This window comes from Ideonella sp., from assembly GCF_041914305.1.
Taxonomy (GTDB): domain Bacteria; phylum Pseudomonadota; class Gammaproteobacteria; order Burkholderiales; family Burkholderiaceae_C; genus Ideonella.
In genome coordinates this window covers 86,278-105,598 of record NZ_JAYSDQ010000022.1, presented here as the reverse complement: position 1 = coordinate 105,598, position 19,321 = coordinate 86,278, and the positions used below count along the sequence as shown (strand labels likewise).

Here is a 19,321-nt window from a genome sequence, read left to right as displayed (position 1 = left end):
CCGCAAAGGAAGGGAAATTGATTCTGTGAATAGCCAGTGATGGCCATCTTGTGGCTGCTACGCACTAACGCCCTCTGATTGAGACGTTTTGCACGTTTCCCCCCGCGGCAGCGGGGGCCTATTCTGCATGCCAACATAGCGGGTTCGACCCTTGCCCACGATCACCCGTAGCCCCATGTCCTCCGGAACCATCCACATCCGCGGTGCGCGCCAGCACAACCTGAAGAATCTGGACCTGGACATCCGCACCGGCGAGATGACCGTGGTCACCGGGCCGTCCGGCTCGGGCAAGTCCAGCCTCGTGTTCGACACGCTCTACGCCGAGGGCCAGCGCCGCTACGTGGAAACGTTCTCGGCCTACGCCCGCCAGTTTCTCGACCGGATGGACCGCCCGGCGGTCGACAAGGTCGACGGCGTGCCGCCGGCGATCGCGATCGACCAGACCAACCCGGTGCGCACCAGCCGCTCGACCGTCGGCACGATGACCGAGCTGAACGACCACCTGAAGCTGTTGTTCGCGCGTGCCTCCGAGTTGTTCGACAAGCAGACGGCGCTGCGGGTGCGACACGACACGCCCGAGACCATCCATGCCGACCTGCAGGCGCGTGCCGCCGCGGCCGGCGACCCGCGACTGGTGGTGACCTTTCCGGTCGAGCTGCCGGCGAACACGAGCGCCGAAGAGGTCGAGCAGTGGCTGGCAGCCAGCGGCTTCACCCGCGTGCAGGCCGAGCGCGTGGTGGGCGAAAGAAAGCTGCTCGACGTCGTCGCCGACCGCTTCCGCTTCAGCAGCGCCGAGCGTGTGCGCGTGATGGAGGCGATCGAGCTGGGCCTGAAGCGCGGCGCGGGGCGCCTGTCGGTCTATGCCTTGAAAGAGGAGGGTGAGCCCGATCACTGGCGCTACTCCACCGGCCTGCACTGCCCCGAGAGCGACCTGCGCTACGGCGATCCGCAGCCGGCGCTGTTCTCGTTCAACTCGGCCTATGGCGCCTGCGACACCTGCCGCGGTTTCGGTCGCGTGATCGGCGTGGACTTCGGCCTGGTGATCCCCGACGAGCGCAAGACGCTGCGCTCGGGCGCGATCAAGCCGCTGCAGACACCGGCCTGGAAAGAGTGCCAGGACGACCTGATGAAGTACGCCGGCGAGGCCGGCATCCCGCGCGACACCGCCTGGGCCCAGCTCAGCGCCGCGCAACGCGACTGGGTCATCGAAGGCTCGCCGCACTGGAACGGCAACTGGAACAAGCAGTGGTACGGCGTGCGCCGTTTCTTCGAGTACCTCGAGAGCAAGGCCTACAAGATGCACATCCGCGTGCTCTTGTCGAAGTACCGCAGCTACACGCCGTGCACCGTGTGCGGCGGCGCGCGCCTGAAGCTCGAATCGCTGCTGTGGCGTCTCGGCGGCAAGAAAGAGGCCGATGGTGTGCTCGCGCCGTCAAAGCGCTTCATGCCGGTCGGCACCGGCTGGTCGCGTGCGCAGCTCGAAGCGCTGCCCGGCCTGTGCCTGCACGACATGATGCTGCTGCCGATCACGCGGCTGCGCACCTTCTTCGACCAGCTGACCTTGCCCGATGCACTGCGCGACGAGGCCTTGAAGCTGCTGCTGGACGAGGTGCGCACCCGCATCAAGTACCTCTGCGATGTCGGCTTGGGTTACCTGACGCTCGATCGCCAAAGCCGCACGCTCAGCGGCGGCGAGGTGCAGCGCATCAACCTCACCACCGCGCTCGGCACCTCGCTCGTCAACACGATGTTCGTGCTCGACGAGCCCAGCATCGGCCTGCATCCGCGCGACATGAACCGCATCGTCGAGGCGATGCACCGGCTGCGCGACGCCGGCAACACGCTGGTCGTCGTCGAGCACGACCCCGCGGTGATGCTGGCTGCCGACCGGCTGATCGACATGGGCCCCGGCCCGGGTGAGCGTGGCGGCCAGATCGTCTTCGACGGCACGCCCGACCAGGCCCGCCATGCCGACACGCTGACCGGCGCCTACCTCGGCGCGAAGAAGACGGTGGGCATGGGCTTCAAGCGTTTCGTCGACGAGAGCACGCCGCGTCTGCTGCTCGAAGGCGTGCGCGAGCACAACCTGAAGAACGTCCACGTCGAGTTCCCGCTGCAGCGGCTGGTGGTCGTCACCGGCGTCTCGGGCTCGGGCAAGTCGACGCTGGTGCAGGACGTGCTGGTGCCGGCACTGTCGCGCCATTTCGGCCAGGCCACCGAGGCACCCGGTGAGTTCGATCGCCTGCTCGGCATGGACCACCTGGCCGGCGCGGTGTTCGTCGACCAGAGCCCGATCGGCAAGACCGCGCGCTCCAACCCGGCCAGCTACGTGGGCGCGTTCGACGAGATCCGCAAGCTCTTTGCCGTCGCCCCGCTGGCGCAGGAGCGCAGCTACACCGCCGGCATGTTCAGCTTCAACGCCGGCGATGGCCGCTGCGCGACCTGCGGTGGCTCGGGCTTCGAGCACGTCGAGATGCAGTTCCTGAGCGATGTGTACCTGCGCTGCCCGGACTGTGACGGCCGCCGCTACCGCGCCGAGATCCTCGATGTGAAGATCATCCGCGGCGACCGGCAGCTGAGCATCGCCGACACGCTGGAGCTGACCGTCAGCGAGGCCGTGCACCTGTTCGCCAACGACCGCGAGGTCGTGCGCACGCTGCAGCCCATCGTCGACGTGGGCCTGGACTATGTGCGCCTGGGCCAACCGGTGCCCACGCTGTCGGGCGGCGAAGCGCAGCGGCTCAAGCTCGCGGGCCACCTGGCCGAAGCGGCGGCCGGTTCGCGCCAGGCGGTGGCCAAGAAAGGCCAGCTCTTCATCTTCGACGAGCCCACCACCGGCCTGCACTTCGACGACATCGCCAAGCTGATGCGCGCCCTGCGCAAGCTGCTCGACGCTGGCCACTCGCTGCTGGTGATCGAGCACAACCTCGACGTGATCCGCGCGGCCGACTGGTTGATCGACCTCGGCCCCGAAGGCGGCGACGCCGGTGGCGAGGTGGTGGCCACCGGCACGCCGGAAGACCTGCGCGCCCATGCCAGCTCGCACACCGGCAGGGCGCTGCGCGACTACGACGGCGCGCTCGGCGTGAGCGAGAAGATGCACCCCGAGGGCGCCTACCTCGGCCGCAAGATCCGCGAGCGGCGCGAGGAAGACGACGCGATCCGCATCGTCAATGCGCGCGAGCACAACCTGAAGTCGATGTCGGTCGACATCCCGCGCGGCAAGTTCAGCGTGGTCACCGGCGTGTCGGGCTCGGGCAAGTCGACGCTGGCCTTCGACATCCTGTTCAACGAAGGCCAACGGCGTTACCTCGAATCACTCAACGCCTATGCCCGCAGCATCGTGCAGCCGGCCGGCCGGCCCGAGGTCGACGCGGTGTGGGGCATTCCGCCGACGGTGGCGATCGAGCAGCGACTGTCGCGCGGTGGCCGCAAGAGCACCGTCGCGACCACCACCGAGGTCTGGCATTTCCTGCGCCTGCTGTGGGTCAAGCTCGGCCTGCAGCACTGCGTGAAAGACGGCGCGCCGGTGATGCCGCAAAGCGCCGAGAGCATCGCCGCGCAGCTGCTGCGAGACCATGCCGGCCAGCATGTGGGCCTGCTCGCGCCGCTGGTCGTCAACCGCAAGGGCGTCTACACCGATCTCGCCAAATGGGCCAAGGCGCGTGGCCACACGCACCTGCGCGTCGATGGTGAGTTCCTGCCGGTCGACCCGTGGCCCCGGCTCGACCGCTTCAAGGAACACACGCTCGAGCTGCCGGTCGGCGACCTGATCGTGCGCAAGGACAACGAGGCCGAGCTGCGCAGCCTGCTGTCGCAGGCGCTGGAGATCGGCAAGGGCGTGCTGCACCTGCTGCACCCGCTCGACGGCCTGGCCGGCACGATGGCCGCCGGCGGCAGCACCGCACGCATCGGCCAGGTCACGGTCTTCTCGACCAAGCGCGCCTGCCCCGTCTGCGGCACCAGCTACCCCGAGCTGGACCCGCGCATGTTCAGCTACAACAGCAAGCATGGCTGGTGCACCAGTTGCGTGGGCACCGGGCTGACGTTGACGCGTGAACAGCGCAAGGCCTTCGACGACACTCAGCGCGACGACGACAACAAAGGCCGCGAGCAGAGCTTTCCGAGCGAGGAGCCCGAGGTCGAAGGCGTGGCCGGCGAACCCTGCCCGGACTGCGACGGCGCGCGGCTGAACCCCAGCTCACGCGCGGTGACCTTCTCGTCGCTCGGCATCCACGAGGTGGCGCAATGGTCGGTGCGCGACACGCGCGCCTGGGTCGACGCGCTGCAGCTGGCCGGCCGCGAAGCCGGCATTGCGCGCGACGTGATCACCGAGATCCGCAACCGGCTCGAGTTTCTCGAAGAGGTGGGCCTGGGCTACCTGACGCTGGACCGCGCCGCGCCCACCCTGTCGGGCGGCGAGGCGCAGCGCATCCGCCTGGCCGCGCAGCTGGGCAGCAACCTGCAGGGCGTCTGCTATGTGCTCGACGAGCCGACCATCGGCCTGCACCCGCGCGACAACGGCATCTTGCTGAACGCGCTGCACAAGCTGGGCGACAAGGGCAACACGCTGGTCGTCGTCGAGCATGACGAAGACACGATCCGACGCGCCGACCACATCATCGACATCGGCCCCGGTGCCGGCAAACGTGGCGGCCGGTTGATCGCCGAGGGCACCGCGACCGATCTGGCTGCGAACCCCGATTCACTGACCGGCCGTTTCCTGGCCACACCGCTGAAGCACCCGCTGCTCGAGCGGCGCACGGTCACCGCCACCACGCCGATGCTGGAGCTGCGCGGCGCCAATCTGCACAACCTGCAGCAGGTCGACGTCGACATCCCGTTGCAGCGCCTGGTGGCGGTGACCGGCGTGTCGGGCTCGGGCAAGAGCACGCTGGCGCGCGATGTGCTGCTGGCCAACGTGGCCACCGCGGTGGCGGCCAAAGGCCGCGGGGCGCCGCGTGAGTTCACCCTCACGGGTTGTGCGTCGCTCGGCGGTTGGGGCGCGATCGACCGCGTGCTCGAAGTCGACCAGACGCCGATCGGCAAGACCCCGCGCTCGTGCCCGGCCACCTACATCGGCTTCTGGGACCAGATCCGCAAACTCTTCACCGAAACGCTGGAGGCCAAGGCCCGCGGGTATGCCGCTGCGCGCTTCTCGTTCAACACCGGCCAGGGCCGGTGCCCGGGCTGCGAAGGGCAGGGCATGCGCACGATCGAGATGAGCTTCCTGCCGGACGTGAAAGTGCCGTGCGACGTCTGCCACGGCCAGCGCTTCAACCCCGAGACGCTGGCGGTGAGCTGGCGCGGCAAGAGCATCGGCGACGTGCTGGCGATGGAGGTCGACGAAGCGGTCGACTTCTTCGCCAGCATGCCCGGCATCGCGCACCCGCTGCAGCTGCTGAAAGACGTGGGCCTGGGCTACCTGACGCTGGGCCAGCCGTCACCGACGCTGTCCGGCGGCGAAGCGCAGCGCATCAAGCTGGTGACCGAGCTGAGCAAGGTCCGCGACGACGTCACACGCCGGGGCCAGAAGCCGCCGCACACGCTGTATGTGCTCGACGAGCCGACGGTCGGCCTGCACATGGCCGACGTCGAGAAGCTGATCCACGTGCTGCACCGCCTGGTGCTCGGCGGCCACTCGGTCGTCGTGATCGAGCACGACCTCGACGTGATCGCCGAAGCCGACTGGGTGGTCGACCTCGGCCCCGAAGGCGGTGCCGCCGGTGGCCGCGTGGTCTGCGCCGGCACGCCGGAGCAGGTGGTCCAGGCCGGCACGCACACGGGCGTGGCATTGAAGCCGGTTCTGGCCCGCTGAGTTCGCCCTCGCCGCAGGCGTAAGCCTTGGTGACGGGCGTGCACGCGGTGTCGCGGCCGGGCGTTGAAGCGAAGAGGAGGCCACGATGAAATCTGTGACTGAGCGGCGCATGCCGCGTTGCGCCCTGCCGATGCTGCTGGCGACCATCGGTTGGGTGGGCCAGCCGGCGGCAGCCGCCGAACCCCCAGGTCCGTCGCCCAAAGCGCGGGCCGTACTCTGCGCTGCCGCCAAGGCACAGCAAGCCAGCTACTTCGACCTCTGGCAACGCGAGTTCCAGCGCCGCAACAAGATCAGCGCCGCCGAGATGGCCGAGCGGGTGCAGCCGGACACGCAGGAGATCTTCTGCGGCTGGGTCGATGGGCTGGCCTGGCGTGTCGACTACACGGTGAGCTTCGGCTGGGCGCGTGTGCGCACCCACGACGAGCTGGTGTTGACGCTGTACAGCTCGACCGACGCCTATCGCCAGCACTCGCTGCCGCGCGATCGGCTGTGGCAGCCGGCCGACATCGTGCGGGCGCTCGATGCCGAGGTGTCCCTGGCGCATATCCAGGCGCTCGATCTGGCGGCCCCGCCGGTGTTTGCCGATGAGGCCCAGGCACGGGCGCAACTGACCCAGCAACTGGGCGGCCTGACACCACAGCGCAGCGAGTTTCGGCTGTTGCCGAAGAACTGCACCAAGCCGTGCACGCCCGGCCACCCCACGCTGCTGGGGCACGCGGTGGTCGACGAGGCTCGCAACCAATGCCGCAGTGCCGAGATCGACCTGCTGACCGGTCAGGGGAGCGTGCGCGACGACCCATGCCGGATCAGCTGACGCGTTAGGGCCTGTTCACGCTACGGATGCCCGTTCCCAAAGGGTTGCCACCAGAACAGCCGACGGCGGCGTTGCAAAGCCTCGCCGGGGCCGCACCCCGGCTTCGTTTTGCGCCTTGCGCTCGACTTGTTCTGGTGGCAACGCATCGGGCTTCCGCAGTGAGATCAGGCCCTAGTTCGCGGCCAAGCCCACGGCTGTGGTCGGCAGGCCTTCGAGCATCGGGCGCGGGCCCAGGCTGCCGTCGTGCCGCACATGGAAGGCCGACAGCGTGTAGGTGCGGCCGTTGCGCACATACAGGTGCTTGCCGTCGGGCGAGACGGCCACGTCGGCCGGTGACGAGCCGGTGCCGGTCATGCCGGCGGTGGCGTTGGCCAGCGTGATCGTGCCGTCCGCGGCCACGCGGTAGCTGCTGACCGTGCTGCTGCCGGCGTTGGTGATGTAGGCGTAGCGGCCGTTCGGCGTCACCGCCACCCAGCAGGCGGCACTCTGCGTGTCAGGCACCGCGGCGCTGACGACCACCGGCATCGCCGGCGCGCGGTTGTCGAAGCGGTACGACGAGACCGTGCTCGCGCCCGGCGCGCCACCCACCGCTTCGCTGACGATCAGGCGGTTGTGCTGGTTGAAGGCGAAGCCGAAGGGGGTCAGGCCGGGCGAGTTGGTGACGATCGGCGCGCGCAGGCTGCCGTCCGGCTTCACGCGGTAACTCGTCAGCTTGGCGGTGGTCTTCTCGGTCACGACCAGCGCGTCGCCGTCTTCGCTGAAGCCGACCTGGGCCGGGCCGGCACCACCGGCCTGCGACAGGCCGCGCATGCTGCCGGCGACGGGCTGCAGGGTGCCGTCGACATTGCGAAAGCCGGCCACGTTGCCGTCGCCGCCATCGTTCAGCACATAGACCAGGCCGTTGTGCTCGGCCACGCTGATCGGGTGCACGCCGCCGGAGTCGACGGTCGACACCAGCTGCAGCTCGGTGCCTTCGAGCGCGAAGGTCGAGACGGTGTTGCTCATCGCGTTGACGACGAAGACGTGGCGGCCGTCGCGGCTCAGCGTCACGGCGCCTTGCGAGCCGAGACCGGCGCCGCTGCCCATGCCGCCGGTGGCCATGTGGGTGTAGGGCATCAGGCCGCCCTCGGGCGTGCGGGCAAAGACCAGCAGCTCGTTGCCGGCTGCGTCGTTGCTGCTGACGAAGACCATGCCCGAGCGCAGGCCCAGGGCGTCGTGGGCGCCGGCGTGGGCGGCCATCGGCAGGGCGACCGCAGACAGGGCGAGGGCGATGGCGCCAAGGGTGTGGCGGCGGGTGATGAACATGCAGGAGTCTCCTTGGGGGTTGCGAAGGCGGACGCTTGGTCCGTGCCAGTGGTCGCTGGCCACCCCCTCGGGCTTACTGCCCGCACCCCCCACGAACGGCCGGCCCGCCGCTGTAAGGTTTGGTGCGCTGGCGCGACGCGCAACCTTTCACGCAAGGAGCAAGGCCCCTAGCTGAAAGCTCTACACCCTGGGGCATCATCCGGCCTCGACTGCGGAGGGAGAAGCAAGATGAGACTGGATGGACGGGGTGTGTGGGGCCGCTTGCTATGGGTCCTGACGATGACGGCGGGCCTGGCCTCCTGGGCGAATGCGGTGGCCGAGGGCGCGCATGCGGGGCAAGGCTTTCTTCGCGTCAGCCTGCCGTGGGCGAGCGACAACAACTTCATTCTGGTGCGCCGTCTGAGCGACCGGAAGGAATTCAAGCTGACCCGGCAACCTGCGCTCGGACCTGGCAACTTCGGGCAGTGGGTTCCGCCGGGCGAATACGAGGTTCCGGTGGTATCCGATGGTCAGCCATTTCCGCCCGTCGTGGCGCAGGCAGGTCGAATGACTGACCTTGGCGGCATGATCGATATCGACATCGGCGGATACGAGGTCATGACCGTGCCTTTCGGCCACACTGAATTCGCCGAAGAGGCCCGCATAGCGGCAGAGCGCCTGGCACCAGAACTGAGTGATTCCGAAGCACTGGCGTGGCGTCCTGGCGTGCCGCCCAAGCCGCGTAAGGTGGAGCGTGCCGACCTGAACTTGGGGCTGATCGTCGACATGATCGTGGAACACGATCGGCGCGTGAACAAGCCGCCCGTGAGCGAGCAGATCAAGAAGGCGTCATCGCCAGACGAAGTGATTCGCCTAGCGATGTCTTTTCAGTGGCCAGAGTTCGATGAACCGGCGATCGACAGGCGGTTGAATGCCTACTATGGCGCGGGCCTGGGGCAGATCCGTGCCCGCGACAGCGACGGTCGGTGGAGCAACCTGGATACCGGCGTCCTGCAACGTATCACCTCCGTCGAGGCGGATGGCGACCGCCTGGTCGCGGGCACCGCGAACGGGTCGATCCTCGTCAGCCCGGACGGTGGACAGCATTGGTCCAAGGCCATGGCCTTCAGCTCGGGAGAGATGGTGATCGACATCGACCGGGTGGGGTCGCACTGGATCATCATGACGGCCCCTGTCGTCCGGCTGTCGGGTCCGATCGTCGACGCGACCGACCAATTCACGGTGTACGCGACGAGCGAGGATGATCTTTCCAAGCTGGAGCCGGTGAAGAAGGTTTCTCTCCCGGACAAGCTGATGTTCATTGAGGGCGTCGCCGGCGTGCATGGCGATGCGATGGGCGATTCCTACTTTGTCAACGGAGTGAAGGCGCTCCATCGGCTCGACCTGAAGTTGATGCAATGGACCCAGATCGCGATGCCATTCGAGGCCACGAACTTCCACGTGGTTGGCGACGTCATCACGATCTATCGCCAGCGCGGCATGTTCTCCAAGCTGAGTGTGTCGACCGACGGCGGCGCGACCTGGCTTTCGCGAGACACCCCGCCGTCGGTGTTTGGCGATGTGGTCTTCCACGCACCCGACAAGGGCACTTCTACTCGGCTCGAACGAGGTGCGTTCTCGGTGGTGACCGAGTTTATGACCTATGACGCGAAGAGCAACAAGTGGACGTTGACCCACGCTTCTCCCAATGCCTGTCTCCGCTTGATACGCGATGCCGAAGGCGCTCAGCGCTATTGCGTGATCCGCGGAGGCAGCATCCTTAATTTCGTCGACGGCAAGTGGGTGGTCGAGTTTGCCGTGAACTGATCGCTGAGCCTCAGCCCTGCGCCGCGGCCCGCGTCGGCGCGAACAGGCTCGTGCCGAGCCAGTGCCACAGCCGTTCGGATGCGCGCGGCGGGCCGTCCACGCGCAGCTCGCGGGTGGCCAGGGCCTCGGCCGGCGTGCGCTCGCCGATCCAGACCTCGGTCAAGGCGCGCACCGTGCTGTGGACCACCAGCGTCAGCTCGCGGCCGGGGTCTTGCAGGCAGAGGTCGGCACGGCCACCTTCGAGCACCAGCCACCACAGCTGCTCGCCGGCGCGGGCATCGCGAAAGTGAAAGTGCACGACGACGGGCTCGCGCGGCAACTCGTCCAGCCGCACGAAGCGGCGCATGTCCCACATCAACAGGCCCGGGTCGAGCTCTTCGTCGCGCAGACCGCCGGCCAGCCAGCGTGCGCCCCAATGGCCCAGGCCCATGACGACCGGCCGCAGCGCTTCGCCGGCCTCGGTGAGCTGGTATTCCCAGACCTTGCCGACCGCGTGGCGCCGCACGATGCCGGCCTCTTCGAGGTGGCGCAGGCGTTGCGTGAGCAGGCTGGTGGAAATGCGCGGCACGCCGCGGTGCAGGTCGTTGAAGCGCTTGCTGCCGCACAGCAGCTCGCGCACGACCAGCGGGGTCCAGCGCTCGCACAGCACCTCGGCGCTGCGCGCCACGGCGCAGTACTGGCCGTAGCTTTCGTCCATGGCCTGGCCTCCAGGGCTTGGGGGGATCGCCCCCCTTGTTTGACGGGCAACGCTTCAGATTCTGGACTGGTCCGCAGCCTGCGTCACGCGCATGCTGCGCACCCATGACGACCAATGGAGCGGAACCATCATGGGACTTGAACTGAAGCGTGTCGACGGCGGCGCCGAGACGATCTCGCCCGAGGCCTGGCAGGCCTTCAAGGCCGGCTTCAAGGGCGCGCTGCTGACGCCCGAGGACGCGGCCTACGACGAGACCCGCCAGATCTGGAACGCGATGATCGATCGGCGCCCGGGCCTGATCGCCCGCTGTAGCGGCACGGTCGACGTGGTGCAGGCACTGCGCTTTGCGCGTACGCACCGGCTGCTGCTGTCGGTGCGCAGCGGCGGCCACAACATCGCCGGCCTGGCGGTCTGCGAAGGCGGGTTGATGATCGACATGTCGCTGCTGCGCGGCGTGTGGGTCGACCCGAGCACACGCACCGCGCACGCCCAGGCCGGCTGCACGCTGGCCGACCTGGACCGCGAGACCCAGGCCCACGGCCTGGCGGCGGTGATGGGCTTCGTCTCGGCCACCGGCATCGCCGGCCTCACGGTGGGCGGCGGCTTCGGCTACCTGACGCGCCAGCACGGCTGGACCTGCGACACCGTGGTGTCGATGGAGGTCGTGACCGCCGACGGGCAGATCCGCCGCGTGTCGGCCGACCGGGACGCCGAGCTGTTCTGGGCCCTGCGCGGCGGCAGCGGCAACTTCGGCATCGTCACCTCGTTCGAGTACCGGCTGTTCCCGGTCGGGCCCGAGATTCTCGGCGGCGCGATCGCTTGGCGCGGCGACGACGCGCGCCAGGTGCTCGACGCCTACCGCGAGTTCAGCGCCGCCGCGCCGCGCGAGCTGACCAGCGTGGCGGTGTTGCGCAAGGCACCGCCGGCACCTTGGCTGCCGAAAGAGGTGCACGGCCAATCGATCATCGCGATCTTCGTCTGTCACACCGGCCGCATCGACCACGGCGAGGCGCTGCTGGCGCCGCTGCGCCAGGTCGGCCAACCGGTCGCCGACATCGTGCAGCGCCGGCCGTACTGCCAGATGCAAAGCCTGCTCGACGCGACGCAGCCCAAGGGCCGCCGCTACTACTGGAAATCGCACTACCTGTCGCGCGTGTCGCCCGAGTTGGCCGACCTGGCGGTGCAGCACGCGGGCCGCATCGTGTCGCCGCACTCGGCGATCCTGATGTTCCAGATCGGTGGTGCGCTCAACGAGTTGCCACCCGAGCATTCGCCGGCCGGCAACCGCGACGCGGCCTATGTGCTGAACATCGCCGGCTCATGGGAAAAGCCGGAGGACGACGCGGCGAACACCGCCTGGGCACGCGCGGCCTTCGAGGCCACGCGCCACTGCTCGACCGGCGGCACCTACATCAACTTTCTGACCGAGGAAGAGGGCGCCGACCGCATCCAGGCGGCCTACGGCCAACCGACGCTGAACCGGCTCGCCGCGCTGAAGCAGCGCTACGACCCGGACGGCCTGTTCAGCCACACCAAGCCAGTCTCGGGCTGACGAGAAGGCCCGGGCGGGTGCCCGGGCGAACCAAGGTGGGCGCCACGGCGTCGAGCCTGCGCTGGGTCAGGGCTTGCGGCGCTTCGGGTGGCTGGCCGCGGGCTCGGGCTCGCTGGCGCTGGTGGCGGGCGGGGCCGCCGTGGGGCTGGCCGGCGCGGCCTCGTTGGCGCGTGCCTTGGCGGCGGCGCGTTCGCGCTGCGCGGCGCGGGCCGCCTGGCGCTCTTCGACCGTGCGCGTGGGCGCGCTGGCGGCGCGCGGGGCCGGCGGTGGGCTGCGGCCTTCGTCGGTCAATGGCGACGGGCGGCTGGCGGGGGCCGACGCCGCGCGCCGTGCCGCCGCCGCCGATGCAGCGGCCGGTGGCTTGTTGGCGCGGGCGGCGGCCCGGTCCGCGGCCGACGCGGCGCGCCCAGGCCGGGCGGCTGACGCCGGCGCGTCACGCTCGGCCGCAGAGGCCGCACTCGCTGGCATGGCCTGGCGCTCGGCCTTGCGCTGCGCCGCGGTGCGCGGGGCGGATGCGCTCGTGGTGGGCGCCACGGGTGGCGCCGCCGGCGCCGAAGCGGCCGCGCGGTCGTCGCCCGCGGCGCGCGCTTCGCTCGCCCTGGCCGCTGGCGCCGGCAAGATCTTCGCTGCGCCCGGCTTGGCGGCCACCACCTTCACCGGCGCCGTGTGCGGCGTGGCCGCGGAGGCGGCATGGGCCACCGGCCTGGCCTTGACGACCTCTTCGCGTTGCGCGTCGTCCAGCGGCCTGCCCGGCTGCGCGGCCAGCTTGGCCTGTTGCGCCGCAAAGCTCGGCCGCGCCGGCGGCGGGGCGGTGCGCGCCACCACCTGCCGGGCGAAGACGCGCGGCGGCGGCTTGCCGGCCTGGGCGGTGGGGCCACTGGGGCCGCGCAGGCTCTTTTCGGTCGGCGCGATCGGGGCTGCGTTGTGCACCTCGCGGCTGTCGAGGGTCTCCTTCGACACGCGGATGGTGGCCTTGGCGACCGGCTGCGCGTTCTTGAAGGTGTCTTGCTGCACGGCCACCACCGCGCCCGGCACGCGCCGGTTCACATAGGTGACGTGGGTGACGTTCTTCGTCACGTAGACGTTCTTGATCACCGTCTTGTTGACGACGGTGTTGCTGATGTTGACCTGCTCGAAGTAGCGCGGGCTGACCCGGTAGGCCGGGTGGTAGACCTCGCGCGGGCCGAGCGGGAACCAGGCCACGCCGCCTCCGCCGCCGCTCGAGATGCGCAGGCTGAAGCTCGGCCCGCCGACGAACACCACCAGCGCCGGCGCGTAGTAGGCGCGTGTGCGCACCGGGCCGGGCACCCAGCCCCAGCGCCCGCGGATGTGGGCCCAGCGGCCATAGTGCGAGACCGCGAAGCCCCACGGCGCATCGTCGACCCAGGTCCAGCCCCAGGGGTCGATCCAGGCCCAGTGGCCGTCGCGATAGGGCGCCCAGTCGCGGGTCACGTGGCGCGGGTACCAGACATGGCCGTGGCCCGGGTCGTCCGCCCAGTCGCCGTTGGCGTCCAGGTCTTCATAACCGACGACATCCGGTGACACATAACGCGCCGAGACAGAGGCCGTGACGACACGGTCGCGGTCGCCGGCCCAGCGGTCGAAGTCGTCGGGCGGCGGGGCGCTGGCATCACCTTCGTCGCGCATCGCGTCGCCGCTGAAGCGCTGCACCTGCGGTGCCTCGATCAGGTACGAGCCGCTCTCGCCGGTGATTTCGCCTTCACCCTCGCGCATGCGCACGGTGGTGGTATTGCCGTCGGGGTCCACGTCGATCCGGTAGGCGCCCGGCTGGCGCAGCGTGAAGGCCAGGTTCGGTGTGTCCACCTCGACCGACTGGCCTTGTTCGAGCCGGCGCACGCGCACGTTCAGGCTGCCTTCGGTCAGCTGCAATTGGGCGATGTCGTCGTCGAGGTTCAGCACCGAGACAGCGGTGGCGCTGTTCAACCGCAGCATCGCGCCACCGACCTGGATCTCGGCGCGGCCGTTGGCATCGGCCCACAGCCGGTCGCCCGGGCCCAGCGGGCGGTTGAGCGTGGCGCTGCCCCAGTCGTCTTCACCGGCCGGCGAGAAGCTGACCTCGCCGCTGAGGTAGCCCAGGCGCGCCACGCGGCCGGGCGGGTCGGCGCGGCTCAGGCCGCTGAACGCCACGAGCGCCAGGCCGGCCACGAGGGCGAGGGTCTGACGAAAAAGGGTGGTGGGAGGGCGGGTCATGGTGTTTTCCTGCGTGACGGCGGGGCACACGCGGGGCCCGCCCTGGCGTGTGCAGGGGCGGGCCGATCGCGGCCTGGGCAGGCCGGCAAGGCGTGTGCCTGCCACGCCAGGCGATCGCGCCGCCGCCGGTGCGCAGCAGCGCAGAGCGGCTGTCAGCCCACCAGCTCGCGCAGCACGCAGGGCAGGATGCCGCCGTGGCGCAGGTATTCGGCTTCCATCGGCGTGTCCACGCGCAACCGCAGCGCCACGGCCTGGCGCCGGCCATCGGGCCGGTGGATCACCAGCGTCACCATCTGGCCCGGGGTCAGGCCCTCTTCGACGCCGGGCAGGTCGAAGCTCTCGTCGCCGTGCAGCTGCAGGGTCTCGATGCTGTCCAGCCCGGTGAACTGCAGCGGCAGCACGCCCATGCCGACGAGGTTGGCGCGGTGGATGCGCTCGAAGCTGCGCGCGATGACCGCGCGCACGCCCAGCAGCCGGGTGCCCTTGGCGGCCCAGTCGCGGCTCGAGCCGGTGCCGTATTCGGTGCCGGCGAAGATCACCGTCGGCGTGCCGGCGCGCTGGTAGGCCATCGCGACCTCGTACAGCGAGGCGACGACACCTTCGGGCTGATGGCACGCGAAGCCGCCTTCGACCGCGCGCCCTTGCGCATCGGGCGGCACCGCCAGGTTGCGCAGGCGCACGTTGGCAAAGGTGCCGCGCAGCATCACCTCGTGCTGGCCGCGGCGCGAGCCGTAGCTGTTGAACGCCGCGGGCACCACGCCCTGCGTCTGCAGCCAGGTGCCGGCGGGTGAATCGGGCGCGATCGAGCCGGCCGGGCTGATGTGGTCGGTGGTGATCGAGTCGCCGAACAGCGCCAGCGCGCGTGCGCCGCGCAGCTCGGTCATCGGGGCCGGGGTGAGCGGCATGTCGTCCAGGAACGGGGGCCGGGCGATGTAGGTCGATGGCTCCCAGCCGTAGCGCTCGCCGGTGGGCGCGGCGATGCCGGCCCACAGCGGGGGCACGGTGGCCCCGGGGGCATACAGGCGCCGGTAGGCCGCAGGGTCGGCCACGGCGCGCAGCGCGGCGGCCAGCTCGTCGGGGCTGGGCCAGACCTCGCTCAGCCAGACCGGCTGGCCGGCGCTGTCGGTGCCCAGCGGCTCGCGCGTCAGGTCGGTGGTGACGCGCCCGGCCAGCGCGAAGGCCACCACCAGCGGCGGGCTCATCAGGAAGTTCGCACGCAGCGCCGGGTGGATGCGCGCCTCGAAATTGCGGTTGCCCGACAGCACGCTCGCGCAGACCAGGTCGTGCGCCTTGATCGTCGCCTCGATCTCGGCATCGAGCGGGCCGGCGTTGCCGATGCAGGTGGTGCAGCCGTAGGCCACGACGCGAAAGCCCAGGGCTTCGAGCGGCGCCAGCAGGCCGGCGCGTTCGAGGTAGTCGGTCACCACGCGCGAGCCGGGGGCGAGCGAGGTCTTGATGTGCGGCGCCACCTTCAAGCCACGCGCCACCGCGTGGCGCGCCAGCAGGCCAGCGGCCAGCATCACGCTCGGGTTCGAGGTGTTGGTGCACGAGGTGATGGCGGCGATCAGCACGTCGCCATCGGCGAGGGGCGGCACCGTGGCGGCGGCCGAGGGTGGCGTGGGCGCCACCGCCTCGGCCCGCCCGTAGCCGCCCGCGCCGACCGGTGCCGCCAGCAGCGCCGTGAAGGCCGGCGCCAGGTCGGCCAGCGCGATGCGGTCTTGCGGCCGCTTCGGGCCGGCGACGCTGGGCACCACCTCGTCGAGGTCGATCTCGAGCTCGCGCGTGTAGTCGATCTGCCCGGCCTGCGGCATGCCGAACAGCTGCTGGGCCTGGAAGTAGCGGCGAAATGCGTCGACCTCGTCGTCGGTGCGGCCGGTGGCGGCCAGGTACTCGGCGGTCACCTCGTCGGGCGGGAAGAAGCCCATCGTCGCGCCGTATTCGGGCGCCATGTTGGCCAGCGTCGCGCGGTCGGGCAGCGTGAGCGACGCGGCGCCTTCGCCGAAGAATTCGACGAACTGGCCGACCACGCCGAAGCGCCGCAGCCGCTCGGTGATGACCAGCACCAGGTCGGTTGCCGTGGCGCCCGGCTTCAAGCGGCCACGCAGGTGCACGCCCACCACGTCGGGCGTCAGGAACGACACCGGCTGGCCCAGCATGCCGGCCTCGGCCTCGATGCCGCCGACACCCCAGGCGACGACGCCCAGCGCGTTGATCATCGTCGTGTGCGAGTCGGTGCCGACCAGCGAATCGGGCAGCAGCACATCGCCATGGCGCACCACGCCGCGGGCCAACGATTCGAGGTTGACCTGGTGCACGATGCCCACACCCGGCGGCACCACGCGCACGTTGGCAAACGCCTGCATGCCCCACTTGATGAAGCGGTAGCGCTCAGCATTGCGCTGGAATTCGAGCCGCATGTTCAGGTCGAGCGCGTCGGCCTCGCGAAAGTGGTCGACCTGCACCGAGTGGTCGACCACCAGGTCGACCGGCACCAGCGGCTCGACCACCCGCGCCGGCTGGCCGAAGCGCACCGCGGCGTCGCGCATGGCCGCCAGGTCGCACAGCAGCGGCACGCCGGTGAAGTCTTGCAGCACGATGCGGGCGACGACGAACGGGATCTCGTCGCTGCGCGTGGCGCGGGGCTGCCAGGCTGCCAGCTGGCGCACGTGGTCTTCGGTGACGCGCCGGTCGTCGACATGGCGCAGCAACGACTCCAGCACGATGCGCAGCGACACCGGCAGCCGCGACACATCGCCCAGGCCGAGGGCGGGCAGGGCGGTCAATGCGTGCAGCTGGACGGTGTCGCCGTTGGCCAGCGTCAGCGGGCGCAGCGTGTCTTCGGGGCGCAGGGGCATGGGGGTGCTCTCGTGGGCTCGGGTGGCTGGGCTGTGACGGGTGGCCGCCGCTGCAGGGGGCCGCGATCAGGCGCTGAAGGGTTGGCCGCCGGCCCGGCCGTGGTCGGGCTTGCGGGCCAGCACATTGAACCCGAACACCGGGCGCAGGTCGTCGCCCATACCCACGCGGCGGCCATGGGCGTCTTCGACCACCACCGGGTCGGCCGCGAAGCCGGCGTCGGCCAGCTCGCGCAGCAGCTCGGGCAGCGTGGTGTAGTGCGTGACCAGGCGCCAGCCGCCGGCGAAGAACGGCGCCACGGCCCAGCCGGTGCCGGCTTCGAGCAGCGCCCGGCTGCGCCAGTAGCGCGTGGTGTGGGTGGGCACGCGGGCCAGCGCCCGCGCCCAGTCGAGCGTGTGGTGCAGCCAGGCGCCGGGTTGTTTGTCGGCCGGCGCCACCAGGGGCAGCCACGGGCGGTAGCGCGCGGCGGGGCCGACCGCGTTCAGGGTCGAGAACCAGAAGATGCCGCCGGGCACCAGCACGCGCCACGCCTCGGCCAGCACCAGCAGCCGGTCTTCGTGGCTGACCGAATCGATGCCGTGGTTGCTGAAGACGACCAGGGCCTTGCTGCCGCTGGCAAAGGCGCCAAGGTCGCGGGCATCGCCCAGGCGGATGTCGGCCTGCGGGTGCTGCGCGCGCGCGGCCTCGACCATCGCCGGCAGGTAGTCGATGCCGACGTAGTCGGCACTGAGTGCCTGCAGCAGGCCCACCGTGCGGCCCGGGCCGACGCCCAGGTCGAGGATCGGGCGCTGCTGCATGTCTTGCGCAAGCAGGCCGTAGGCCGCGCGCTCACCTTCGTCGGTGAAGCCGTGCTGCGCAGCCATGCCCGCGACCGAGCCGGGCTTGGCATACCAGGCCTGGTTGACCCGGTCGAGCAGGTCGGTGTTCATCGGGCCCGGCCTTCAACCCCATACGGGCGGTTGGGAAATTCCATGGCGAGGGGCTCCGTAGGCGGCAACGATCAACAGATTCTGGCCCGCTCGGCACGGCGCGTCACGCGAAGTGTGGTGTTGCCACTGCAGCAAGCTGGCACGCGTTGTGATCAGTTGTGTCCGGGCCGGGCTGCGGGCGACCAGCCGCGACGGCGTGAGGATCGCTTATGTCGACCAGCTGCTGCACTGAGCCCGCGCAGACCGCACGGCGGGTCGGGCCCTCAGGGCGCGATGTTGCTGGTCGCGTGGCGCCAGTTCTTGGTCTGCGAGAAGATCTCGCCGCTGCCGTCGACGAACACCGCGTGCGCGTCGGCGTCGCCCTGGAGCTGGTCCATCATCCACGCGGTCGGGTAGCCCAGGAAGCCGTAGACGCCGTTGGTGCACAGCAGGCCCACCGGCGCGCAATCGGGCTGGCCCAGCATGTCGTTGTGGCTGGTGCCGCGCAGCGTGGCCCAGAACTTCGGCAGCCGGTCGGGCATGGCGCGGTAGTAGGCCGCGTTCGACTGCAGGCCTTTCGTGCCCTGGGGCTGGTACGACGGCGAGATGACCGCGTCCAGGCTGCCGTTCAGGAAGAACACCGAACCCGAGGTCAGCGCCGCCGTGTCGGTGCAGTTTTCGGCGCTGCTGCAGAACCGCTGCGCCGGCAGCGCCATCGCGATCGCGGTGCGGATGCTGCCGCCCGCATCACGCATCGCATTGATCACGCCGGTGGCCCCTTGAGAGTGGCCCATCGCGCCGATGTGCGTGGTGTCGAGGTGGCCGAAGAAGGGGCTGCCGGGGCGGGTGTTCTCTTTCACCATGAAAGACGCCGCGTCGCGGATCTCGGTGCCGAGCCCGGTGTTCGGCTGCCGCGTGGCGACGATCGCAAAGCCCCAGCTCGCCAGGTGGCGCAGCAGATAGTCGTAGTACTGCGGTGCGGCGCCGGTGCCGTTGCCGAAGGTGATGATCGGCAACTGTTTGACCTGGCTGAGGTCGCGCGGGGCATAGACGTCGAAGGCGTAGCCGGCCGAGTCGCAGCAGCCGAACTCGGGGTAGTGGCTGACCTCGTACGGGCCGTTGTCGTAGTAGTGCTTCTCGATCGCGCCGGTCGGCGCGTTGGGAACCTTGGCTGCGCTGGCCAGCGGCCAGGCGCAGGCGACAAGCAACGCGAGAAGGGGGCGAATCGACGGCGCAGTGCTCATGGTGACGAGGTGAAGTCGAAAGGGGCGCCGATCGTGTCATGGCGGTCGCGCCGGCGGGCGCAAAGCCACCACGCCATGGTTGTCTTGGGCGGCGAAAACGCGACGCCGCGACG

General features: G+C 70.1%; 10 protein-coding genes. 4 read left to right on the top strand and 6 right to left on the bottom strand.

All coding sequences use genetic code 11. The features are described from left to right. Nucleotides 1-175: 175 nt before the first annotated feature. Both uvrA and ACE3SG_RS24470 read left to right on the top strand, forming a co-directional pair. Complete coding sequence (gene uvrA / locus ACE3SG_RS24475; protein WP_374568850.1) at nucleotides 176-5,818, top strand: excinuclease ABC subunit UvrA; 5,643 nt, start codon at nucleotides 176-178, stop codon at nucleotides 5,816-5,818. Between the two features lie 85 nt (nucleotides 5,819-5,903). Further along, nucleotides 5,904-6,632, top strand: coding sequence for a hypothetical protein (locus tag ACE3SG_RS24470; protein WP_374568849.1), 729 nt, complete (start codon nucleotides 5,904-5,906; stop codon nucleotides 6,630-6,632). Nucleotides 6,633-6,803: 171 nt separating this feature from the next. Here ACE3SG_RS24470 and ACE3SG_RS24465 read toward each other — a convergent pair whose 3' ends face one another. Then, nucleotides 6,804-7,937: a lactonase family protein gene (locus tag ACE3SG_RS24465; RefSeq protein WP_374568848.1), complete on the bottom strand. Its 1,134-nt coding sequence runs from the start codon at nucleotides 7,935-7,937 to the stop codon at nucleotides 6,804-6,806. Between the two features lie 279 nt (nucleotides 7,938-8,216). Between ACE3SG_RS24465 and ACE3SG_RS24460 the strand changes: the two genes are divergently transcribed. Continuing rightward, a complete protein-coding gene (locus tag ACE3SG_RS24460) occupies nucleotides 8,217-9,743 on the top strand; it encodes a hypothetical protein (protein ID WP_374568847.1) in 1,527 nt (508 codons plus the stop codon). A gap of 10 nt (nucleotides 9,744-9,753) precedes the next feature. Here ACE3SG_RS24460 and ACE3SG_RS24455 read toward each other — a convergent pair whose 3' ends face one another. Continuing rightward, nucleotides 9,754-10,440, bottom strand: a complete 687-nt coding sequence (locus tag ACE3SG_RS24455) for a winged helix-turn-helix transcriptional regulator (RefSeq protein WP_374568846.1) — start codon at nucleotides 10,438-10,440, stop codon at nucleotides 9,754-9,756. Between the two features lie 130 nt (nucleotides 10,441-10,570). On the opposite strand from ACE3SG_RS24455, the gene ACE3SG_RS24450 reads away from it, so the two are divergent. After that, nucleotides 10,571-11,992 carry an FAD-binding oxidoreductase gene (locus ACE3SG_RS24450; RefSeq protein ID WP_374568845.1) on the top strand — a complete coding sequence of 474 codons (1,422 nt, stop codon included), beginning with the start codon at nucleotides 10,571-10,573 and terminating at the stop codon, nucleotides 11,990-11,992. Between the two features lie 66 nt (nucleotides 11,993-12,058). Here ACE3SG_RS24450 and ACE3SG_RS24445 read toward each other — a convergent pair whose 3' ends face one another. The 4 genes from ACE3SG_RS24445 to ACE3SG_RS24430 form a co-directional block, all read right to left on the bottom strand. Further along, nucleotides 12,059-14,203 carry a DUF6600 domain-containing protein gene (locus ACE3SG_RS24445; protein WP_374568844.1) on the bottom strand — a complete coding sequence of 715 codons (2,145 nt, stop codon included), beginning with the start codon at nucleotides 14,201-14,203 and terminating at the stop codon, nucleotides 12,059-12,061. A 152-nt stretch (nucleotides 14,204-14,355) separates the two neighbouring features. Continuing rightward, nucleotides 14,356-17,058 carry an aconitate hydratase AcnA gene (gene acnA, locus ACE3SG_RS24440; protein WP_374568843.1) on the bottom strand — a complete coding sequence of 901 codons (2,703 nt, stop codon included), beginning with the start codon at nucleotides 17,056-17,058 and terminating at the stop codon, nucleotides 14,356-14,358. A 66-nt stretch (nucleotides 17,059-17,124) separates the two neighbouring features. Continuing rightward, nucleotides 17,125-17,985 carry a class I SAM-dependent methyltransferase gene (locus tag ACE3SG_RS24435; protein ID WP_374568842.1) on the bottom strand — a complete coding sequence of 287 codons (861 nt, stop codon included), beginning with the start codon at nucleotides 17,983-17,985 and terminating at the stop codon, nucleotides 17,125-17,127. Between the two features lie 263 nt (nucleotides 17,986-18,248). Further along, complete coding sequence (locus ACE3SG_RS24430) at nucleotides 18,249-19,208, bottom strand: hypothetical protein (protein WP_374568841.1); 960 nt, start codon at nucleotides 19,206-19,208, stop codon at nucleotides 18,249-18,251. Between the last annotated feature and the right edge of the window lie 113 nt (nucleotides 19,209-19,321).